The sequence below is a fragment of the Mycobacterium kyorinense genome (genome assembly GCF_002101735.1).
Taxonomy (GTDB): domain Bacteria; phylum Actinomycetota; class Actinomycetes; order Mycobacteriales; family Mycobacteriaceae; genus Mycobacterium; species Mycobacterium kyorinense.
On the sequence record NZ_LQPE01000005.1, the window covers coordinates 18,673 to 35,983 of the forward strand.

Below are 17,311 nucleotides of genomic sequence, written 5' to 3' on the forward strand. Positions count from 1 at the left end.
TGCCCTTGCAGAAACGAGACAGAACATGAATGCACCATTTCCCCCGTTCGGAGGGCCGTTCGTCGGTGGCCCCGTCGGTTTCGGCTTCGGCCCGCAGGACCGCCGGGCTCTACACGAGCAGCGCAGGCAAGCCCGTCGGCAGTTCCGCGACTTTGTCCGCGGCCACGACGCCGGGCACGACGGGCCGTTCGGCCCCGGATTCGGCCGGGGTTTCGGTCCCGGCTTCGGTCCCGGCGGTTTCGGGTTCGGGTTCGGCCCCGGTGCGCGCGGTGGGCGCCGCGGCGGTCCGGGCCGGCGTGGGCGACGCGGCGACGTCCGCGCCGCCATCCTGGTGCTGCTGGCCGAGCGCCCGATGCACGGCTACGAGATGATCCAGGAGATCGCCGAACGCAGCCAGGACCTGTGGCGGCCCAGCCCGGGCTCGGTGTACCCGACCCTGCAGCTGCTGGTCGACGAGGGGCTGATCGTCGGCTCCGAAACCGAAGGCAGCAAACGGCTTTTCGAGCTGACCGAGGAGGGCCGGGCCGCCGCCGAGAAGATCGAGACCCCGCCGTGGGACGAGATCGCCGACGGCGTCGACCCCTCGCACCTCAACCTGCGGGCCGCGGTGGGCCAGCTGTTCGGGGCGGTGGCGCAATCCGCGCACGCCGCAACGCCTGAGCAGCAGCAGCGCATCGTCGAGATCGTCAACAATGCGCGCCGCGAGATCTACACCATCCTCAGCGAGGACGAGTAGCGGTTCCCCCGCGAGCGTGCGTGAAATACGTTGCGACACCGGCGTGTCGATCGGGGACACGCACGCTCGCGGGAAAAGCGGTTAGGAGACGTCGACCCAGTCCAGCGTGCGCTGGACTGCTTTGCGCCAGCCCGCATAGGCCGCCTCGCGTTCGTCGTCGCTCCACGACGGCGACCACCGCTTGTCCTCGCGCCAGTTGGCCCGCAGCTCGTCCGGTCCGGCCCAAAAGCCGACGGCCAGACCCGCCGCGTAGGCCGCCCCGAGCGCGGTCGTCTCGGCGACCACCGGCCGCACCACGTCGACGCCCAGCACGTCAGCCTGGATCTGCATGCACAGGTCGTTGGCGGTAATACCGCCGTCGACCTTCAAAACCTCAAGGCGCACACCGGAGTCCGCCGCCATCGCGTCGACCACGTCGCGGCTCTGGTAGCAGATCGCCTCCAGGGTGGCGCGGGCCAGATGCGCGTTGGTGTTGTACCGCGACAGGCCCACGATGGCGCCGCGGGCATCGGATCGCCAGTACGGAGCGAACAATCCGGAGAACGCCGGGACGAAATACACCCCGCCGTTGTCGTCGACCTGACGGGCCAGCGCCTCGCTCTGCGCGGCGCCGCTGATGATGCCCAGTTGGTCGCGCAGCCACTGCACCGCCGAGCCGGTGACCGCGATCGAACCCTCAAGAGCGTAAACGGGTTTGGCGTCGCCGAACTGATAGCAGACTGTGGTCAGCAAGCCGTTGTCCGACCGCACGATGTCCTCGCCGGTGTTGAGCAACAAGAAATTGCCTGTGCCATAGGTGTTTTTGGCTTCCCCGGGCGCCAGGCACACTTGGCCCACCATCGCGGCGTGCTGGTCGCCGAGGATTCCGGTGATCGGCACGCCGTCCACGGTGACCCCGTACGGTTCCGGCGCGGACGACGGCGCGATCGACGGCAGCATCGTGCGCGGTATCCCGAAAAACGACAACAGCTCGTCGTCCCAGTCCAGGGTCTCCAGGTTCATCAGCATCGTGCGGCTGGCGTTGGTGACGTCGGTGACGTGCATGCCCCCGCGCGGACCGCCGGTCAGATTCCACAACAGCCAGGTGTCGGGGGTGCCGAAGACGGCGTCGCCACGTTCGGCGGCCTCGCGCACGCCGTCGACGTTCTCCAAAATCCACTGCAGTTTGCCGCCGGAGAAATAGGTCGCCGGCGGCAGGCCCGCCTTGCGCCGGATCACGTCGCCACGGCCGTCGCGGTCCAGCGCCGAGGCGATGCGGTCGGTGCGGGTGTCCTGCCAGACGATCGCGTTGTAGTATGGCCTGCCGGTACGCCGATTCCACACCAGCGTGGTTTCGCGCTGGTTCGTAATGCCCAGGGCAGCAAGATCTTTCGGGCTGAGGTTGGTGCGGTTGAGCACCGACGTCAGCACGGAGGAAGTGCGCTCCCAGATCTCGACCGGGTCGTGCTCCACCCAGCCGGAGCGCGGCAGGATCTGCTCGTGCTCGAGCTGATGGCGGCCCACCTCGGCGCCGTCGCGGTCGAAAATCATGCAGCGGGTGCTGGTGGTGCCCTGGTCGATCGAGGCGACGAATTCAGCCGACTCAGCCACGTCGTCCATGATGGCGTACATGGGCACTCGAACGTTCGACATTGCGACCATGCCGCGCGGCGGCCCGAACGCATCGTGTCTGGACCGGCGGCTGGAAACCCAGCGTCCGGAATACCTGGACCGCGACGACGTCGATGACCGCAGGCGCGCCGTGGTGCGGTCGCTGGACCGCGTCGGACGCCTGTTCGGCCATCACCAGATGTTCGCCCGGATCGCGCTCGACGAGATCGCCGACGTGCCCGATCCGAAGATTCTGGAACTGGGCTCGGGCCATGGCGGGCTGGCGCGTGCGCTGCTCGAGCAGCATCCGACCGCGCAGGTCACGGTGACCGACGTCGAACCGACGTCGGTCGCCGCGATCGCCGCCGGCGACCTGGGCAGCCACCCGCGGGCCACCGTGCGCGAGATGGACGCGACGGCCATCGACGCGCCGGACTGCTACTACGACCTCGCGGTGTTCGTGATGTCGTTTCACCATCTGCCGCCGCCGCTGGCCTCCCTGGTGTTCGCCGAAGGCACCCGGGCGGCCGACAAACTGCTGATCATCGACCTGCCGCGGCCGCCGTCGCCGCTACACCTCGTGCAGCTGGCGTCGATGCTGCCGTTGACTGTTGTGCTGCCGTTGGCGCACGACGGCTTCATCAGCTCGCTGCGCGCCTACAGCCCGTCGGCGCTGCGTGCACTGGCCGCCCATGCCGATCCCGCGATCCACGTCGACCTGCGTGGCGGTGGGCTGTTCAACCTTCCGGTGCGCCCGCGCCCGCAGATCGTGGTGGCGTCGCGCCGTTAGCCGGCGAAGGGGTCGCGCACGGTGATCCCTTCGAACTTGCGGAAGTCGCGGTCGTGGGTCCATATCGTTGAAATGCCGTGCTGACGCATCAGCGCCACCAGATGCGCATCGGGAACCAGGTTGCCCCGTGGGTTGACGGCGTCTGCGACCCGTCGATAAGCCGGCCAAAATCCGTCCATCTCGCCGACCAGTCGCACGTGCGGTTGGGAGACGAACTGTTCGATGTTGTCTGCCGCGGCGGCCGGCGTGAGTGGCGCATCGAGCAACGTCGGATGGGTGACGATGCGCAAGTATCCGAGTGCGACGGGCCATAGCAGGTAGACCAGATCCGGTCCGCCTAGGAACCGCTCGATGAGTGCTTTCGCCTTGTCATGGAAAAGGCTGGCCCGATGCGTCGCATACACCAGCACGTTTACGTCGAACGTCTCACTCACGTTCGGTCCAGAATGGCCCAGACAGCATCCTTATCGTCAAGGTCGACCCGAGGTCGCAAGTCGGCAGTGGTCCAACTGATGTCCACCGCCGGGCGAGGACTGGCTGCAAGCGCTTGCGCCAGTAGTTCCGACACCAGCTGCCCTAACGTTTTGTGCTCCTCGCGCTGACGTCGCTTCAATGCGCGGAGGATGTCGTCATCGAGGTCAATGGTGGTCCGCATACATCAGATGCTATCTATCTACGCATCTGATGTGCAACGCCAAACGCCATGTAGTCTCATTGCATGGCTCAAGGGGACAACCCCAGAGGGCGACCAGGGTTTGCCGCCGATGCTCATCGCCAGTCGGCGCTGGCTGCTACCAGCCCGTACGAACCTGATGACCAGGCATTCGCCGATGCCGTCTCGTCGTTCGGAGACGAAGCAGATCTCGGCCGGGTGTGAATTCCCCCTCATGACGATCTGGTTGCGCGGGCCGCACTGAACCGGTTGCATCGGCGGTGTGGGCGAAGAGGTCAAGCGGACCGAATACAACCACGTGCACCGTCAGGAATACCGGCGCAAGGTGCAGCTGTGTTTGGACGTATTCGAGACCATGCTGGCGCAGTCCAGTTTCGAGTTCGACCGTCCGCTGACCGGGACGGAAATCGAATGCAATCTGGTCGACGGCGACTACCAACCGGCGATGGCCAACCAAAGCGTGCTCGCGGCGATCGCCGACCCCGCCTACCAGACCGAGTTAGCCCGCTACAACATCGAATTCAATGTGCCGCCGCGGCCGTTGGCCGGCCGCACCGGGATCGAGCTGGAAGATGATGTCCGGGCGAGTTTGGACGCCGCTGAAACCAAAGCCGACGCCGAGGGCGCCCATATCGTGATGATCGGGATCCTGCCGACACTGATGCCCGAGCATCTGCGCGGCGGGTGGATGAGCGACTCGACGCGCTATGCGGCCCTGAACGACTCGGTGGTCAGCGCCCGTGGCGAGGACATCCAGATCGAAATCAGCGGCCCCGAACCGCTCAGTCTGCACTATCCGTCCATTGCACCCGAATCCGCTTGCACCAGCATGCAATTGCATCTGCAGGTGTCCCCCGCTGATTTCGCCAACAACTGGAACGCCGCGCAGGTGCTGGCCGGGCCACAGGTCGCGCTCGGCGCCAACTCGCCATACTTCTTCGGCCATCAGCTATGGGCGGAAACCCGCATCGAGTTGTTCGCGCAGGCCACCGACACTCGGCCGGACGAGTTGAAAACCCAGGGGGTACGGCCGCGGGTGTGGTTCGGCGAGCGCTGGATCACCTCGATCTTCGACCTGTTCGAAGAGAACGTCCGGTATTTCCCGTCGTTGTTGCCGCAGGTGTCCGACGAAGATCCGGTGGCCGAGTTGGCTGCCGGGCGCACTCCGCATCTGTCGGAGTTACGCCTGCACAACGGCACGGTGTATCGGTGGAACCGGCCGGTGTACGACGTCGTCGACGGCCGACCGCATTTGCGGGTGGAGAACCGGGTCCTGCCGGCGGGGCCGACGGTAGTCGACATGGTGGCCAATGCGGCGTTCTACTACGGCATGCTGCGCACCCTGTCCGAAGAAGACCGCCCGCTGTGGACCAAAATGAGTTTCGCTGTGGCAGAACACAATTTCCTGGAAGCCGCGCGACACGGCATGAACGCCCAGGTGTATTGGCCGGGCGTTGGCGAGCTGAGCGCCGACGAACTCGTGCTGCGCCAGCTGCTGCCGATGGCCGACGAGGGCCTGCGAGCCTGGGGCGTCGCCGCGGAGGTGCGCGACCGGTTCCTCGCCGTCATCGAGGGCCGCGCGAAAACCGGTCGCAACGGCGCGGCCTGGCAGGTGTCCACGGTGCGGGCCCTGCAGGAGGGCGGGATGACCCGGCCGGCTGCGCTGGCCGAAATGCTGCGGCGCTACTGCGATCACATGCATTCCAACGAGCCGGTGCATACCTGGGACTGAGCAAGGTGAATCGCTGACGAATTCGAACAACAATTCGCCACGCGAGTTATAGTCGCCCCGTGATCAGCGGCGATCCGCTGACCGGGCGCGAGGACGAACTCGCCGTTATTCGCCGCGTGCTCGGCGGCGCTGGCAATCACTCCGGTGTGGTGATTGTCGGGACCGCGGGCGTGGGCAAGACCCGGCTCGCGCGTGAGGTGCTGACCCGAGCGCAGCGCTCCGGTGAACGCACGAAGTGGATCGTCGGAACCGAGTCCGCGCGCCGGCTGCCGCTGGGCGCCTTCACTGCGTCGCTCAGCGACGGGATGTCCGATCCGCTGTCGAGCGTGCGACGCCTGGTCTACTCGTTCGTCACCCAACAGCAAAAGGGACGGGTGCTGCTCGGCGTCGACGACGCGCACCTCCTCGACGGGCTGTCTGCGCATGTGGTGCACCAGCTGGCCCAGTCCAACGGCGTGCGCCTGGTCGTCACCCTGCGTGCGGGCGGAGGCGAGCCCGATGCCGTCACGGCGCTGTGGAAGGACGGCGGGCTGGTCCGCATGGACCTCCAACCGTTGTCGGCGGCGGCCACCCGCCGAATCATCGAGACGACCCTGGGCGGGCCGGTCGATGCCCGCAGCGCTCAGCGCTTCTGGAAGCTGACCGGCGGCAACGCCCTGTTCCTGCGGCAGATGCTGAGCGATCAGGTCGCGGCCGGTCGGATACGCGAGGTGGCGGGGGTGTGGATCTGGGACGAAGACGTCGCGGTCTCGCCCAGTATCGGCGACATGGTGGGCCGGCAGTTGAGCCGGCTGACCCCCGGTTTGGCGCTGGTGGTCGACACCCTGTCGCAGTGCGAACCGCTCGCGGTCGACGTCCTGACCGACCTGGTGCGGCGCCGCGACCTCGAAGTCGCCGAGCGGATGCATCTGGTTAGCGTCGAGCGCGCCGGCAAGACGCTGATGGCCCGCCTGGCCCATCCGCTTTTCGGTGAGCTTCGCCGTGCGACCGCCGGTGAACTACACCTGTCGCGCATCCGCGGCCGGCTGGCGCAACGGCTGGCCAAGGACCCCGATCCCGACATGCATGCCACGGTCCGGCGGGCGCTGCTCACCCTGGAATCCGACGCTGCCCCGGATTCCGACCTTTTCCTGGCGTCGGCGCGACATGCCATGACCCTGCTCGACCTGGACCTCGCCGACCGGTTCGCCACCGCCGCAGCCGAAGCCGGGGCGCCCGAGGCCGCCGGTCTGCGCGCGATGAACCTGGTGCTCGCCGGGCGCGGCGCGGAAGCCGAAGACGTGCTGCGGGAGATGGACGACCATCGCTGGGCAACCGTGCGGGCGGCCAACCTGATCTGGATGCTCGGCCGGCCCCGCGACGCGGCAACCATCCTCGAACGGCTTGCCGCCACGCCCGAGTCGGCCGCGGAAGTGGCCGAGCGCACCGCGGTCGAAGCCTGTCTGGACGCGGTGCTGGCCCACTGCGAAGTTGCCGCCGAAAAGGCCCGGGCCACACTGGATTCCGGAGCAGTATCGGATTTCCATGCGATGATGGCGTCGGTCGCGCTGATCATGGCGATGGGCGCGCTGGGCGACGTAGACGACATCAGCGACGTCGCCGACGCCGCTCTGCAGCGCGCCGTGACGTCGTTCCAGGCGTCGCACATGCGGTTCTGGTTCGGCAGCGTCTATGCCCGGGCCTGCCGGTTGACCGGCCGCATCGACGAATGCGTGCGATCTGCGCAACAGATCGCCGACTCCGCCAAGGACATTCCCGGGCTGGCCTATGCCAACCTCGCATTCCTGATGGGCCAGGCCGAGCTGGTGCGCGGCGCGGTCACCAGCGCGGTGAAGCTCCTGCACGAAGCGTTGGCCGGCGTTCAAAAGCATGGTGTGACAACGGGTTTGGGGCCGGCATGCTGTTTCGCGCTCGCCGAGGCGCACGCCAAACTCGGCCAGTCGGCGGAAGCGAGCGAGGCGGCGCGCGAAGCGCGGGAGTGCGTTCCCCCTGACTACCTGTTCATGCAGACCGCGTTGTCGGTGGCGGCCGGCTGGGCGCTGGCCGCGGGCGGTTCGCTGAGCGACGCCGTGGCGACCGTACGAGCAGCCGCCATCGAAGCCCGCGAGCGTGCGCAACCAACACACGAGGTCGCCTGCCTGCAGGCCGCGGCTCAGTGGGGTGATGCCTCCGACAGCGAACGTGCGCGTCAGCTCGCAGGCACATTGTCGCTGCCGTTGGCGGATGCCGTTGCGCAGCATGCCGAATCGCTGCGGGCCGGTGACGGCGAGGGGCTGCTGGCGGCATCGGCGGCCTACCGGGCGATCGGTGACCGCGCCACCGCGGCCGACGTCGCCGCACAAGCGGCCGTCTGCTTCAACCGGACGCAGCACCGCAAGCGCGCACTCTATGCGTCGGCGCTGGCCAGGGAACTGTCCGACGCGTGCGGCGGGCTGCGCACACCCGCGCTGCGCACCCCGGTGGGGATTCCGCTGACGGGTCGCGAACGCGAAGTCATCGAATTGGTGGCCACCGGCTTGTCCAATCGCGAAATCGCCGATCGGCTGGTCATGTCGGTGCGCACCGTCGAAGGGCATGTGTACCGCGCCTGCCAGCGGGTGGGGGCCAAGTCACGGGAAGACCTCGCGGCGATACTGCAATCCGGCGCGACCCCCTGAACCGCGCGAATTCGAGTACTCCGCTACGCAATACACCCGGCCTGACGCGGGCAACGCTGTAGTCATGGTGCACGTACTACCGCGATCCGTGGCGAAGCGGGGCGCCACGCCACGACTTTCCACACACCTGCCCCGACCGCGCTATCCACGACGCGAATCCGCCTGTTTCGAGACGGCTCGAATGTGCCGCGAGATGGGTCGGCTCTGAGCGGTAGCTTGGGTTCCATGGCAGACGAAGTCATGGACTGGGACAGCGCCTATCGAGGGGAAGGCGTTTTCGAGGGTCCGCCACCGTGGAACATCAGTGAGCCGCAACCGGAGTTGGCCGCACTGATTCGTGACGGCAAGGTCCGCAGCGACGTGCTCGACGCCGGATGCGGTTACGCCGAGCTGTCGCTGGCGTTGGCGGGCGAGGGCTACACCGTGGTAGGCGTCGACCTCACGCCGACGGCCGTCGCGGCCGCCACCCAGGCCGCGGAGGAACGCGGGCTGAGCAATGCCAGTTTCGTGCAGGCCGACATCACCTCGTTGTCCGGCTACGACGGTCGCTTCAACACCGTGATCGACTCCACGTTGTTTCACTCGCTGCCGGTGGAGGGCCGCGACGGCTAACTGCGCTCGGTGCATCGAGCGGCGGCGCCCGGCGCCAACTACTACGTGCTGGTTTTCGCCAAGGGTGCCTTCCCGCCCGAGGCCGAACAGGGGCCGAACACCGTCGACGAGGACGAGCTGCGCGCGGCGGTGAGCAAGTACTGGGAGATCGACGAGATCCGGCCGGCGTTCATTCACGCGAACATCCCGCCCGCTTCCTCGGACGCGCCGTTTCAGATGCCGGACTTCCCAAAGGACGACAAGGGCCGCTCCAAGCTGCCGGCCTACCTGCTGACCGCGCACAAGGCTGACTGAGAGCTCATCTCGCCTCGAGGTATACGACACGGTCGCCAGGCTGTTGGCCGCAATAGCTTTGATCGCCCCGATCAGCGGGTTGATCCCCAGTGTCCACAGGGCTTATGTACATATACTCTTGGTAAGCTGTATGCATGCCTAAGCGGACAACGATCGAAATCGACGGGGACCTTCTAGCGCGGGCGAAACGTGCGTTGGGCCTGCCCACTACCCGCGCGACGGTCGAGGAGGCACTGCGGCAGGCCGCTGCTCAGGCGGAGTCCGCCCATGACGAAAGAGCAGCCAAGCAGCGCCAATACCTGGACAGCCTCTCTCAACGAGTCGACGTCGACGTGTTGGGCTCGGAGGAGATGTGGCGGTAAGCGGATGGATCCTCGACAGAAGCGCAGCCGTCCGTGCCGCGGATCCCGTCATTGGTGCCCAGCTTGCCGAACTCGCCGGACAGCTCGTCGTCTGCTCAGTCGGTGAGCTGGAGCAGCTCTACTCCGCCCGCTCTGCGCGCGACTACGACCAACTCCAAGCGGACCTGCACGCGAGCTTCCCTACCGTCGTCGCTCCCCCCGATCTGCTTGATCGGGCGCTGGTACTTCAGCGCGATCTCGCGCATCACCACGGAATGTGGCACCGCACGCCGATCCCGGCCCTGCTGATCGCTGAAACGGCCATCCACCATGGACTGGGCGTTGTGCATGTTGACCGTGACTATGCCCGCATCGCCGAGGTGCGACCGCTCACCGCCCGTCGCCTCGGCTAGCCGCGGTCGCTTCGGCCAACGCCTGGGCGAACGCCTCCAGTTCCTCGGTGGTGGTGTCGACGTGCGGCGAGACCCGCAGCACCGGCGCGGTCAGTTCCAACGGGGCCCGCTCCACTCCCGCTGCGGTGGTGACAATCCGCCGCTCGCGAATCAGCCAGGCCCGCACCGCATCTGGGTCGGCGCCGTCGAGCGGGGCTAGCGTGGTGATTGGGCTGGGCTCGTCGACCGCCTCGACCACCCGCCAGCCGCGCACGTCGGCCAGAGCAGTACGGGTGGCACGGCCCACTTCGGCCAGTCGTGCCCGTACCTGCGCGGGCCCCAAGGCTAGGTGCTCACCCAATGCCACCGAAAACCCCACCCGCGCAGCAACATTGGCTTCGCCGAGCTCGAGCCGACGCGCCACCGGCAGCGAGGACACCCAATCCGGCGGTGGCAGCCGCGGGCGCAGCCGCTGCATCAACTCGTCTCGTACCGCGATAGCACCGACTCCGCGCGGGCCGGCCAGCCATTTGCGCGACGACGTGTACGTCACGTCGGCGCCCACGGCGCAGTCGATCTGGCCCAGCGCCTGAGCCGCGTCGACCACCAGCGGCAGCCCCAATTCGCCGCACAGTCCCGCCATCTCGGCCAGTGGCTGCACGACACCGCGATGGCTGGCCACCGCGGTGAGGTGGACCAGGTCGGGTGGGTCGGCGGCCAGGCGCACGGCCGCCTCGTCGACCGAGGCTCTGCCGTCACCGTCGACCGGCAGTGGGCGGCGGGCGAATCCGTGTGCGGCCATCACGGCAAGGTTGGGCCCGTACTCACCCGGCAGGCAGGCCAGCGTGCGACCGCCTGGCCAGCTGCCCAGCAGCAGGTCCAGCGCGTGCAGTGAACCGGTGGTGAACACCACCTCCGCGTCGGGCATACCGGCCAGCGCCGCGACGGCGGCACGCCCGGCGTCCAACACCGGCGCGGCGGCTTCGGCCGCGACGTATCCGCCGACCTCCGCCTCGTGGCGGGCATGCCGGGCGGCGGCATCGAGCGCGGCGAAACTCTGCCGCGAGCAAGCCGCGTTGTCCAAGTGCAGCCCGGCCACCGGTGGGCGGGCGGCCCGCCAGGCGTCCGGCAAGCTCACTTGACTGCGAGTGAGAGTCCGAAATCGCCTGCCCCGTCGGTCCACCACCGAGTCCGCCGCAGTCCTGCCTGCGCCAGTTCGGCGGCCACCGCCTCGGGCCGGAACTTGCACGACACCTCGGTGAGCATCTCTTCTCCGGCGGCGAATTCGACGGTCAGGTCGAGTGCGCAGATGCGCACCCGTTGCGGACACTCGGCCCGCAGCCACATTTCCATCCGCTCTTCGTCGGCGTTCCAACGCGCAACGTGCGCAAACGCCTGCACGTCGAAATCGGCGTCCAGTTCCCGATTGATCACCGCGAGCACATTGCGATTGAAGCGGGCGGTGACACCCGCGGCGTCGTCGTAGGCGCGCACCAGTCGGCCGGTGTCCTTGACCAGGTCGGTGCCCAGCAACAGGCTGTCGCCCGGCCGTAACACCGCGGCCAGCGACGCCAGGAACTCCGCACGCGGGCCGGTGGTCAGGTTGCCGATCGTCGACCCCAAAAACACGAAGAGCCGCCGCCCGCCGCCGGGAATCTCGGCCAGATGCTCCTCGAAATCGCCGCACACAGCGGCGATTTCGATACCGGGGTATTCACGCTGGACGGCGGCCGCGGCCGAGGACAGCATGTTTGCGTCGACGTCGAACGGGACGAACCGGCGCAGCGAGCCACCGGCACGCAGCGCATCCAGCAGCATCCGAGTCTTCTCCGACGTCCCGCTGCCCAGCTCGACCAGGGTGTCGGCGCCGGCGACCGACGCTATCTCCCCGGATCGGGCCCGCAGAATCTCGGCCTCGGCGCGCGTCGGGTAGTACTCCGGCAACCGGGTGATCTGGTCGAACAGGTCGCTGCCCACCGAGTCGTAGAACCACTTGGGAGGCAAGGACTTCGGGGAACTGCGCAGACCGTCGAGCACATCGCGCCGCAACGCGTGGTAGGCGGAGTCTGCGGCCAGGTGGTTGGACAGCGTCAGCGTCATCGAAGTCCCTTCAGTGGAGTCACAGTGATTCCGTCGGGGGCGACCTCGACCAGATGGCGGTCCGGCATGTCCTCCCAGCCGGGATCGTCGTCGTACGGTTCGCTGGCCAGCACCACGCCGTCGTCGCGACGCAGCAACGACAACGTGTCACCCCACGTGGTGGCGAGAAGGCGAGACCCGTTGCCCGCCAAGAGGTTCAGTCGAGCATGCGGGTCCGTGGCACCGAGCTCCGCGACCACATCACCCAGCGCATCCACCCCGCGAGCGAAGACCAGTGCAGCCAAAACAGCGCTGTCACAGACTGATTCGGCCGCAGGAGCGGCGGGCAGCACGCGCCGGTCGACGATACCGTTGTGGGACAACAGCCACCGGCCATCAGTGAACGGCGCGGTTGCGCTGACCTCGATCGGCATGCTGACAGTCGCGGAGCGCACCGCCGCCACCACGCAATGGCTGCGCAATGCCGGCGCAACGGATTCGAACGACACATCTCCCCACAGCGGCGCGGCGCTGCGCCACCGCCGCGGCGTCGCACCGTCGAAAAACCCCACCCCCCAACCGTCGGCGTTGAGCAACCCGTGCTTTTGCCGGCGCGGCGCGTAGGACTGCGTCCGCAGGCCGTGCGGCGGGTCGAGCACCAGCGAGGACAGCGACACGTCCCGCCCCAACCAGCCCAGGTGCCTGCACATCAGACGTCCCAGACCAGGCGGACACCGGAGAAGATCTGCCGGCGAATCGGGTGATCCCAGTTACGGAAGCTGGGCCGCAGGATCCCCGGCTCCACCGCCCACGACCCGCCGCGCAGGACCCGGTAATCCCCGCCGAAGAACGGCTGCGAGTAGCGCTGGTAGATCATCGGCGTGAATCCCGGCCACGGCTGCAGCGTCGAGGTGGTCCATTCCCAGACGTCGCCGAGCATCTGCTCGACGCCGTAGGCCGACGCCCCGGCCGGATATGCACCGACCGGCGCCGGCCGCAGGGCGTCACCGCCGAGGTTGGCGTGAGCGGCCGACGGTTCCTCGGATCCCCAGGGGTAGCGGCGCCGCGCACCGGCGGCCGGATCCCACGCGCAGGCCTTCTCCCACTCGATTTCGGTGGGCAGCCGGGCACCGGCCCACGAGGCATAGGCCTCGGCCTCGAAGTAGGTGACGTGCTGGACCGGTTCGCCGGGCGGAATGTGCTCGACGTGCCCGAAACGGGTGCGTGTGCCGTCGGGGTTCCAGAACTGCGGCGCTGTCAGGCCGGCGCGCTGTCGGTGCTCCCAGCCGCGTTCCGACCACCACCGTTTGTCGGTGTAGCCGCACTCGTCGATGAACTGTCGCCATTCGCCGTTGGTGACCGGGACCCGGCCGATCCGGAACGCCGGGACATCCACGACGTGCGCGGGGCGCTCGTTGTCCAGTGAATACGGTTCGCTCGCGGCGTCGACGCCCAGCACGAACGGTCCGCCTGGCACCAGCACCGACGTCCCGGCTACATCGGGCCGGCCCGGCGGCAACTCCGCGCCCGAGCCCAACAGCGGCGCACCGGTGCGCAGGTTCAGCGCCTGCAGCATGGTCTCGTCGTGCTGGTTTTCGTGGCTGATGACCATCGCGAAGACGAAGTCCGCGTCCGGCTCGTCGGGCAGCGCGTCGAGGGCGTCGAGAGCAGCCGATCGCACTGTGCGGCAATACTTTCGGGCCTCAGTCGGCGAGAGCAGCGGCAGGTCGGCGCGGCTGGCGCGGGAGTGCAGGAAGGCGTCGTAGAGGCCGTCGACGCCGGGCGGCAGGAGCCCGGGCCGGGTCGGGTCGCCGCCGCGCAGCAGCCACAGCTCCTCCTGCTGGCCGATGTGGGCGAGGTCCCACACCAGCGGGCTCATCAGTGGGTCGTACTGGCGGTGCAACTCGGCGTCGTCGAAGTCGACCAGCCGCAGGGTGCGCTCGCGCGCACGGGCCAGACCACGGGCCAGCGTCTCGCGTGACGTCACGGGTCTCCCTGCGCCAGCCTGGTGACCGTGGGTGCGATGCCGTCGTCGATCACCCGGTCGGAAAAGTCGTCGGCGGGACAGCGGCCTTGCTCGACCGCTTGGACCAGGCGGCCCATCTCCTGGTCGAGCTGGCCGGGTGCCCGTTCGGCGGCGGCGGCCACGCAACGGTTGGCCGCGGCGTACAGCCGCCGGTCGGCTAGCCCCACCCGGGCCGCGGTGTCCCAGGCGCCGGCCACCGGTTCGACGGCTTCGGCTGCGATGTCGGCGGTATCCGGGTCGTCGAGCAACGCCACCAAGGTGAACACCACTGCGGGCCACATCGAGTCCGGAATGCTGTCGAGGTAACGGATTTCGAGCCACTGCCGTGGCCGCACCGGCGGGAACAGCGTGGTGAGGTGGTATTCCAGATCGGCCGTGGTCGGGCGGCGCCCGCCGAGCAGCGCCCGCCCGTCGGCCCAGTCGGCGAACGGCACATACTGCGTCACCGGCACCGCGTCCGGGGTGTGCACCAGCATCACCGGGGCCTTCAGCGCGTAGCGTGCCCAATCGGTTCCGGGATCGTCGCCGCTGGCGGTCAGAATGGGTCCGCAGCGCGCCGAATCCAGCTGACCCCACACCCGCTGGCGGGTGGACAGCCAACCGGAGAATTTCCCGCCCAGCAGCGGGGAATTGGCGGCGATCGCGATCATCGTAGGGCCCAGTGCGTGCGCCAGCCGCACTCGCGCACCCCATCCCGGTTGCGGCCCGGCGTCCAGGTTGACCTGAATTGATGCCGTCGACGTCATCATCGCCGCGCCCGCCACCCCGGTGTCGGTGGCGGCGAAGAACTGTTCCATGGCGGCATAGCGTGCGCCGGGGTTGATCCGGTTGGCCGGCCGCAGCGGGTCGGTGCCCAGCTGCACCAAGCCCAGGCCCGCCCCGGCGAATGCCTTGCGCAGCACCGCCTGGTCGCTGGTCATCGCCTCGATGGCCGGCGCCACGCCGTCGCTGGGCGGACCCGAAAGTTCCACGGCGCCACCGGGTTCCACGGTAACGGCACTGCCGCCGGGCATCGGCGGAAGCGACTCGAGCACGTCGGTGATTTCGTCCCAGCCGGGTCTGCGGTGCGGCTCGAGCGGGTCGTAGCAGTGCGCCTCGACCTCCAGGCCGACCCGGCCAAGCGGCGCGTCAGCCAGGCAGGTGTCGGTGATGTATTGCGCGGCGGCCGCCGAACTGGTCAGTTCACCGTCGGCGAGGCGTGTGTGATCCAGCTGCGACGCGACGGCGAAAGCCATATCCCGATCCCTCCGGGCCCCGACCGTGGTCGCGGGCCGTTGGCGTGCGCGCGGCTATCGCCACGATAACCGTTACGTTCTATCTTCCAGAGGGCACCGACATATTCCCCTTGCTCGGGCGTGTTACTGACCGAGCGCGTTTTCCATGGCTCCGGCCAGCACGTTCACCGCCGGGCCGCCGTTGCCCGACTGGCAGACCTTTGCCTGCAACAACACGTTTTCCCGCAGCCGGGTCTGGTTGAAGCAGCGCCGGTCGGTGCCACCCTCCTGCTTGGTCCACGCCGCGTCGGTGGCGCCGGGTGGGCCGCCGTCGAACGACCACACCTCGGTGGCGCCGGTGTCCAGGTGCATCGCGGTGGTCTGCCCCGAGCAGCCGGCGGTGCGGTCCACCACGCGGTGAAAGGCGCGGCCCGCAGCGTCACCCGTGGCAAAGACGCCCACCGCCTGCTTGACGAAGTGCGCCTTGTCGGTGGCCGACGTCTGGGTGATGGCGCTGTTGAACGACGCCAGGTCGGGATCGTTGTAGACCTCGGGCAACCCGATGTCGGCCCAGTTGTTGCACACCGGGTCGTCGACCCAATATCCCTGGTACGGCTCGGTGGACACCGACTCCCAACGCATCGGACCACCGACGATGTTGCCCACCGAACCCTTGCCCATCACCGCGTAGTTGACCACGCCGGGATCCGAGGGGCGGGCGGCCGCGGTCGGGGCCGCTGCAAGGGCAAGGCCGATGCCCACCGCCGCGGCAGCGGTTCGCCCCACGGGTTAGACCTTGGCCGACACGTCGATGTCGACGTTGCCCCGGGTGGCCTTGGAGTAGGGGCACACCTGGTGCGCCTGGTGCATCAGGTCGTCGGCGGCCTTCTGCTCCAGGCCGGGCAGGTAGCCGATGATCTTGCCGGTCAACCCGAAACCACCCGCGGGATCCTTGCCGAACCCGACCTCGACGGTGACGTTGGTGGCGTCGTCGAGCTTGACGTTGGACTTGCCGGCGACCAGCCGGAGCGCACCGAGGAAACAGGCCGCATACCCGGCCGAGAACAGCTGCTCGGGGTTGGTGCCGTCGCCACTGCCGCCCATCTCCTTCGGCGGCCGGGTGTCGAGGTCGATGCGACCGTCCGATGACTTCACATGACCGTCGCGGCCGCCGCCGGTTGCCGTGGACTCCGTGGTGAAAACGAGTTCGATGCTCATGGGCTCGATCATGCCAACCCTGCCCGTGAAACAGAACCTAGGGCAGCGATTCCAGCTCGAGCGCAGCCCTGGCTTCTGTTTGGCGGCATTAATTTCCGCGGCGGGCCGCTATGGGCGCGGCGGCGGAGGAGGCGCCGGCGCGGTGGTCGACGGCGACGGGCCGGGGCTCATGCCCGGTCCCATGCCCGGGCCGCCGGGCATCATCGGCATCATCGGCGGCCCGCCGGGGCCACCGGGGACGACGAACACCCACTGCCCGCTTCCGGGTGGCGGCGGACCGCCGGGGCCGAACATGCCGTGGTGGTGATGGCGGTAGTGCTGATGCCCGGCGACCGCGGCGCCGGTGAAGAAGATCGTCGCGACGATGAACACGATGCCGGCGACGATCACCACCCACGCGGCGACTTGGTAGAGCCTGCTCGGCGGTGCCGCATAAGGCGGGGGTGGTGGCGGAGGAGTGGGGGGTTCGGGTGTTTCGGTCATAGCTCGATCATGCGCCCTCGCGGCGATCGCAACCATGCACGCGATCAGAGAGTCGGGAGCCCGGCGTCCCATCGTCGGGACGCCGGGCTCGTGGTCGCGGTGCTATGGGCGGGCAGGAGCGGTGGACGGAGCAATCGACGCCGGCGGCTGCCCGGGTCCGGGGACGCCGGCGCCCGGGCCGCCCTGCGGACCGCCGGGCCCGCGTTGATGGAACATCGCGGGGTGGTGATGCCCGTGGTGGTGGCCGTGGTGACCGTGATGGCCGGCGATCCGGTAGCCGGCGAAGAAAATGGTCGTGACGATGTACAGGATGCCGGCGACAATCACGACCCAGGCCGCGAGCCGGTAGAGCCAGTACGGCTTTGCAGGTGACGCCGGCGCCGTAGCGGCGGGCGTCCGCGTGGTAGGTGTTTCAGGTGTTTCACTCATGCCTGAATGATGCGCGGGCAACGGCCAGCGCGCGCTAGGTGCCGG

At 68.4% G+C, this 17,311-nt stretch carries 19 protein-coding genes and 1 pseudogene; 8 read left to right on the plus strand and 12 right to left on the minus strand.

The genetic code is table 11. The features are described 5' to 3' along the window. Positions 1–25 precede the first annotated feature (25 nt). The gene (locus AWC14_RS00905) at positions 26–736 is read left to right on the plus strand and encodes a PadR family transcriptional regulator (protein ID WP_045375963.1); all 711 of its coding nucleotides are present in this window, start codon (positions 26–28) and stop codon (positions 734–736) included. Positions 737–817: 81 nt separating this feature from the next. On the opposite strand, the gene glpK is transcribed toward AWC14_RS00905, so the two are convergent. Then, positions 818–2,347: a glycerol kinase GlpK gene (gene glpK, locus AWC14_RS00910; RefSeq protein ID WP_142281488.1), complete on the minus strand. Its 1,530-nt coding sequence runs from the start codon at positions 2,345–2,347 to the stop codon at positions 818–820. Between glpK and AWC14_RS00915 the strand changes: the two genes are divergently transcribed. After that, a complete protein-coding gene (locus tag AWC14_RS00915) occupies positions 2,337–3,116 on the plus strand; it encodes a class I SAM-dependent methyltransferase (RefSeq protein ID WP_045375966.1) in 780 nt (259 codons plus the stop codon). The genes glpK and AWC14_RS00915 overlap by 11 nt on opposite strands. Here AWC14_RS00915 and AWC14_RS00920 read toward each other — a convergent pair. Both AWC14_RS00920 and AWC14_RS00925 read right to left on the minus strand, forming a co-directional pair. Continuing rightward, complete coding sequence (locus tag AWC14_RS00920) at positions 3,113–3,550, minus strand: type II toxin-antitoxin system VapC family toxin (RefSeq protein WP_045375969.1); 438 nt, start codon at positions 3,548–3,550, stop codon at positions 3,113–3,115. The genes AWC14_RS00915 and AWC14_RS00920 overlap by 4 nt on opposite strands. Beyond that, entirely contained in the window at positions 3,547–3,771 is a 225-nt protein-coding gene (locus AWC14_RS00925) for a hypothetical protein (protein WP_045375973.1), read from the minus strand. Before AWC14_RS00925 ends, AWC14_RS00920 begins: the two co-directional genes overlap by 4 nt. A gap of 63 nt (positions 3,772–3,834) precedes the next feature. Between AWC14_RS00925 and AWC14_RS27860 the strand changes: the two genes are divergently transcribed. The 6 genes and pseudogenes from AWC14_RS27860 to AWC14_RS00950 all read left to right on the plus strand — a co-directional run bounded on the left by AWC14_RS27860 (position 3,835) and on the right by AWC14_RS00950 (position 9,838). Next, on the plus strand, positions 3,835–3,993 hold the full coding sequence (locus tag AWC14_RS27860; protein ID WP_142281489.1) for an antitoxin MazE-like protein: 159 nt from the start codon (positions 3,835–3,837) through the stop codon (positions 3,991–3,993). A 58-nt stretch (positions 3,994–4,051) separates the two neighbouring features. Continuing rightward, entirely contained in the window at positions 4,052–5,521 is a 1,470-nt protein-coding gene (locus AWC14_RS00930; RefSeq protein ID WP_057003346.1) for a glutamate-cysteine ligase family protein, read from the plus strand. Between the two features lie 59 nt (positions 5,522–5,580). Then, positions 5,581–8,178: a helix-turn-helix transcriptional regulator gene (locus tag AWC14_RS00935; RefSeq protein WP_045375976.1), complete on the plus strand. Its 2,598-nt coding sequence runs from the start codon at positions 5,581–5,583 to the stop codon at positions 8,176–8,178. Between the two features lie 225 nt (positions 8,179–8,403). Next, positions 8,404–9,084: pseudogene (locus AWC14_RS00940) on the plus strand (class I SAM-dependent methyltransferase). A 134-nt stretch (positions 9,085–9,218) separates the two neighbouring features. Next, entirely contained in the window at positions 9,219–9,446 is a 228-nt protein-coding gene (locus tag AWC14_RS00945; RefSeq protein ID WP_045375978.1) for a type II toxin-antitoxin system VapB family antitoxin, read from the plus strand. After that, positions 9,437–9,838, plus strand: coding sequence for a PIN domain-containing protein (locus AWC14_RS00950; protein WP_057003344.1), 402 nt, complete (start codon positions 9,437–9,439; stop codon positions 9,836–9,838). The genes AWC14_RS00945 and AWC14_RS00950 overlap by 10 nt, the downstream gene beginning before the upstream one ends. On the opposite strand, the gene egtE is transcribed toward AWC14_RS00950, so the two are convergent. The 9 genes from egtE to AWC14_RS00990 form a co-directional block, all read right to left on the minus strand. Continuing rightward, the gene (gene egtE / locus AWC14_RS00955; RefSeq protein ID WP_142281490.1) at positions 9,816–11,066 is read right to left on the minus strand and encodes an ergothioneine biosynthesis PLP-dependent enzyme EgtE; all 1,251 of its coding nucleotides are present in this window, start codon (positions 11,064–11,066) and stop codon (positions 9,816–9,818) included. The two genes, AWC14_RS00950 and egtE, sit on opposite strands and share 23 nt — an antisense overlap. After that, positions 10,952–11,917, minus strand: coding sequence for an L-histidine N(alpha)-methyltransferase (egtD, locus tag AWC14_RS00960; protein ID WP_045375983.1), 966 nt, complete (start codon positions 11,915–11,917; stop codon positions 10,952–10,954). The genes egtE and egtD overlap by 115 nt, the downstream gene beginning before the upstream one ends. Continuing rightward, positions 11,914–12,606 carry an ergothioneine biosynthesis protein EgtC gene (egtC, locus tag AWC14_RS00965; RefSeq protein ID WP_045375985.1) on the minus strand — a complete coding sequence of 231 codons (693 nt, stop codon included), beginning with the start codon at positions 12,604–12,606 and terminating at the stop codon, positions 11,914–11,916. The genes egtD and egtC overlap by 4 nt, the downstream gene beginning before the upstream one ends. Then, positions 12,606–13,883, minus strand: a complete 1,278-nt coding sequence (egtB, locus tag AWC14_RS00970; protein ID WP_045375987.1) for an ergothioneine biosynthesis protein EgtB — start codon at positions 13,881–13,883, stop codon at positions 12,606–12,608. The genes egtC and egtB overlap by 1 nt, the downstream gene beginning before the upstream one ends. After that, positions 13,880–15,157: an ergothioneine biosynthesis glutamate--cysteine ligase EgtA gene (gene egtA / locus AWC14_RS00975; RefSeq protein WP_045375990.1), complete on the minus strand. Its 1,278-nt coding sequence runs from the start codon at positions 15,155–15,157 to the stop codon at positions 13,880–13,882. The genes egtB and egtA overlap by 4 nt, the downstream gene beginning before the upstream one ends. A 123-nt stretch (positions 15,158–15,280) precedes the next feature. Next, positions 15,281–15,922 carry a sensor domain-containing protein gene (locus AWC14_RS27865; protein ID WP_045375993.1) on the minus strand — a complete coding sequence of 214 codons (642 nt, stop codon included), beginning with the start codon at positions 15,920–15,922 and terminating at the stop codon, positions 15,281–15,283. Positions 15,923–15,925: 3 nt separating this feature from the next. Then, complete coding sequence (locus AWC14_RS27870; RefSeq protein WP_193393842.1) at positions 15,926–16,354, minus strand: organic hydroperoxide resistance protein; 429 nt, start codon at positions 16,352–16,354, stop codon at positions 15,926–15,928. A 108-nt stretch (positions 16,355–16,462) separates the two neighbouring features. After that, positions 16,463–16,837 (minus strand): hypothetical protein, encoded by a 375-nt coding sequence (locus AWC14_RS28870; protein WP_045375999.1) that lies wholly within the window; start codon positions 16,835–16,837, stop codon positions 16,463–16,465. 102 nt (positions 16,838–16,939) lie between these two features. Then, positions 16,940–17,266: a hypothetical protein gene (locus tag AWC14_RS00990; RefSeq protein WP_045376002.1), complete on the minus strand. Its 327-nt coding sequence runs from the start codon at positions 17,264–17,266 to the stop codon at positions 16,940–16,942. Positions 17,267–17,311: the final 45 nt, after the last annotated feature.

Excerpts from the sequence above, each read along its gene's own strand:
- AWC14_RS00905 (WP_045375963.1), top strand. The coding sequence starts at position 26 with ATGAATGCACCATTTCCCCCGTTCGGAGGGCCGTTCGTCGGTGGCCCC.
- AWC14_RS00915 (WP_045375966.1), top strand. The coding sequence starts at position 2,337 with ATGGCGTACATGGGCACTCGAACGTTCGACATTGCGACCATGCCGCGC.
- glpK (WP_142281488.1), bottom strand. The coding sequence starts at position 2,347 with ATGTACGCCATCATGGACGACGTGGCTGAGTCGGCTGAATTCGTCGCC.
- AWC14_RS00925 (WP_045375973.1), bottom strand. The coding sequence starts at position 3,771 with ATGCGGACCACCATTGACCTCGATGACGACATCCTCCGCGCATTGAAG.
- AWC14_RS27860 (WP_142281489.1), top strand. The coding sequence starts at position 3,835 with ATGGCTCAAGGGGACAACCCCAGAGGGCGACCAGGGTTTGCCGCCGAT.
- AWC14_RS00945 (WP_045375978.1), top strand. The coding sequence starts at position 9,219 with ATGCCTAAGCGGACAACGATCGAAATCGACGGGGACCTTCTAGCGCGG.
- egtD (WP_045375983.1), bottom strand. The coding sequence starts at position 11,917 with ATGACGCTGACGCTGTCCAACCACCTGGCCGCAGACTCCGCCTACCAC.
- egtC (WP_045375985.1), bottom strand. The coding sequence starts at position 12,606 with ATGTGCAGGCACCTGGGCTGGTTGGGGCGGGACGTGTCGCTGTCCTCG.
- egtA (WP_045375990.1), bottom strand. The coding sequence starts at position 15,157 with ATGGCTTTCGCCGTCGCGTCGCAGCTGGATCACACACGCCTCGCCGAC.
- AWC14_RS27870 (WP_193393842.1), bottom strand. The coding sequence starts at position 16,354 with ATGAGCATCGAACTCGTTTTCACCACGGAGTCCACGGCAACCGGCGGC.
- AWC14_RS28870 (WP_045375999.1), bottom strand. The coding sequence starts at position 16,837 with ATGACCGAAACACCCGAACCCCCCACTCCTCCGCCACCACCCCCGCCT.
- AWC14_RS00990 (WP_045376002.1), bottom strand. The coding sequence starts at position 17,266 with ATGAGTGAAACACCTGAAACACCTACCACGCGGACGCCCGCCGCTACG.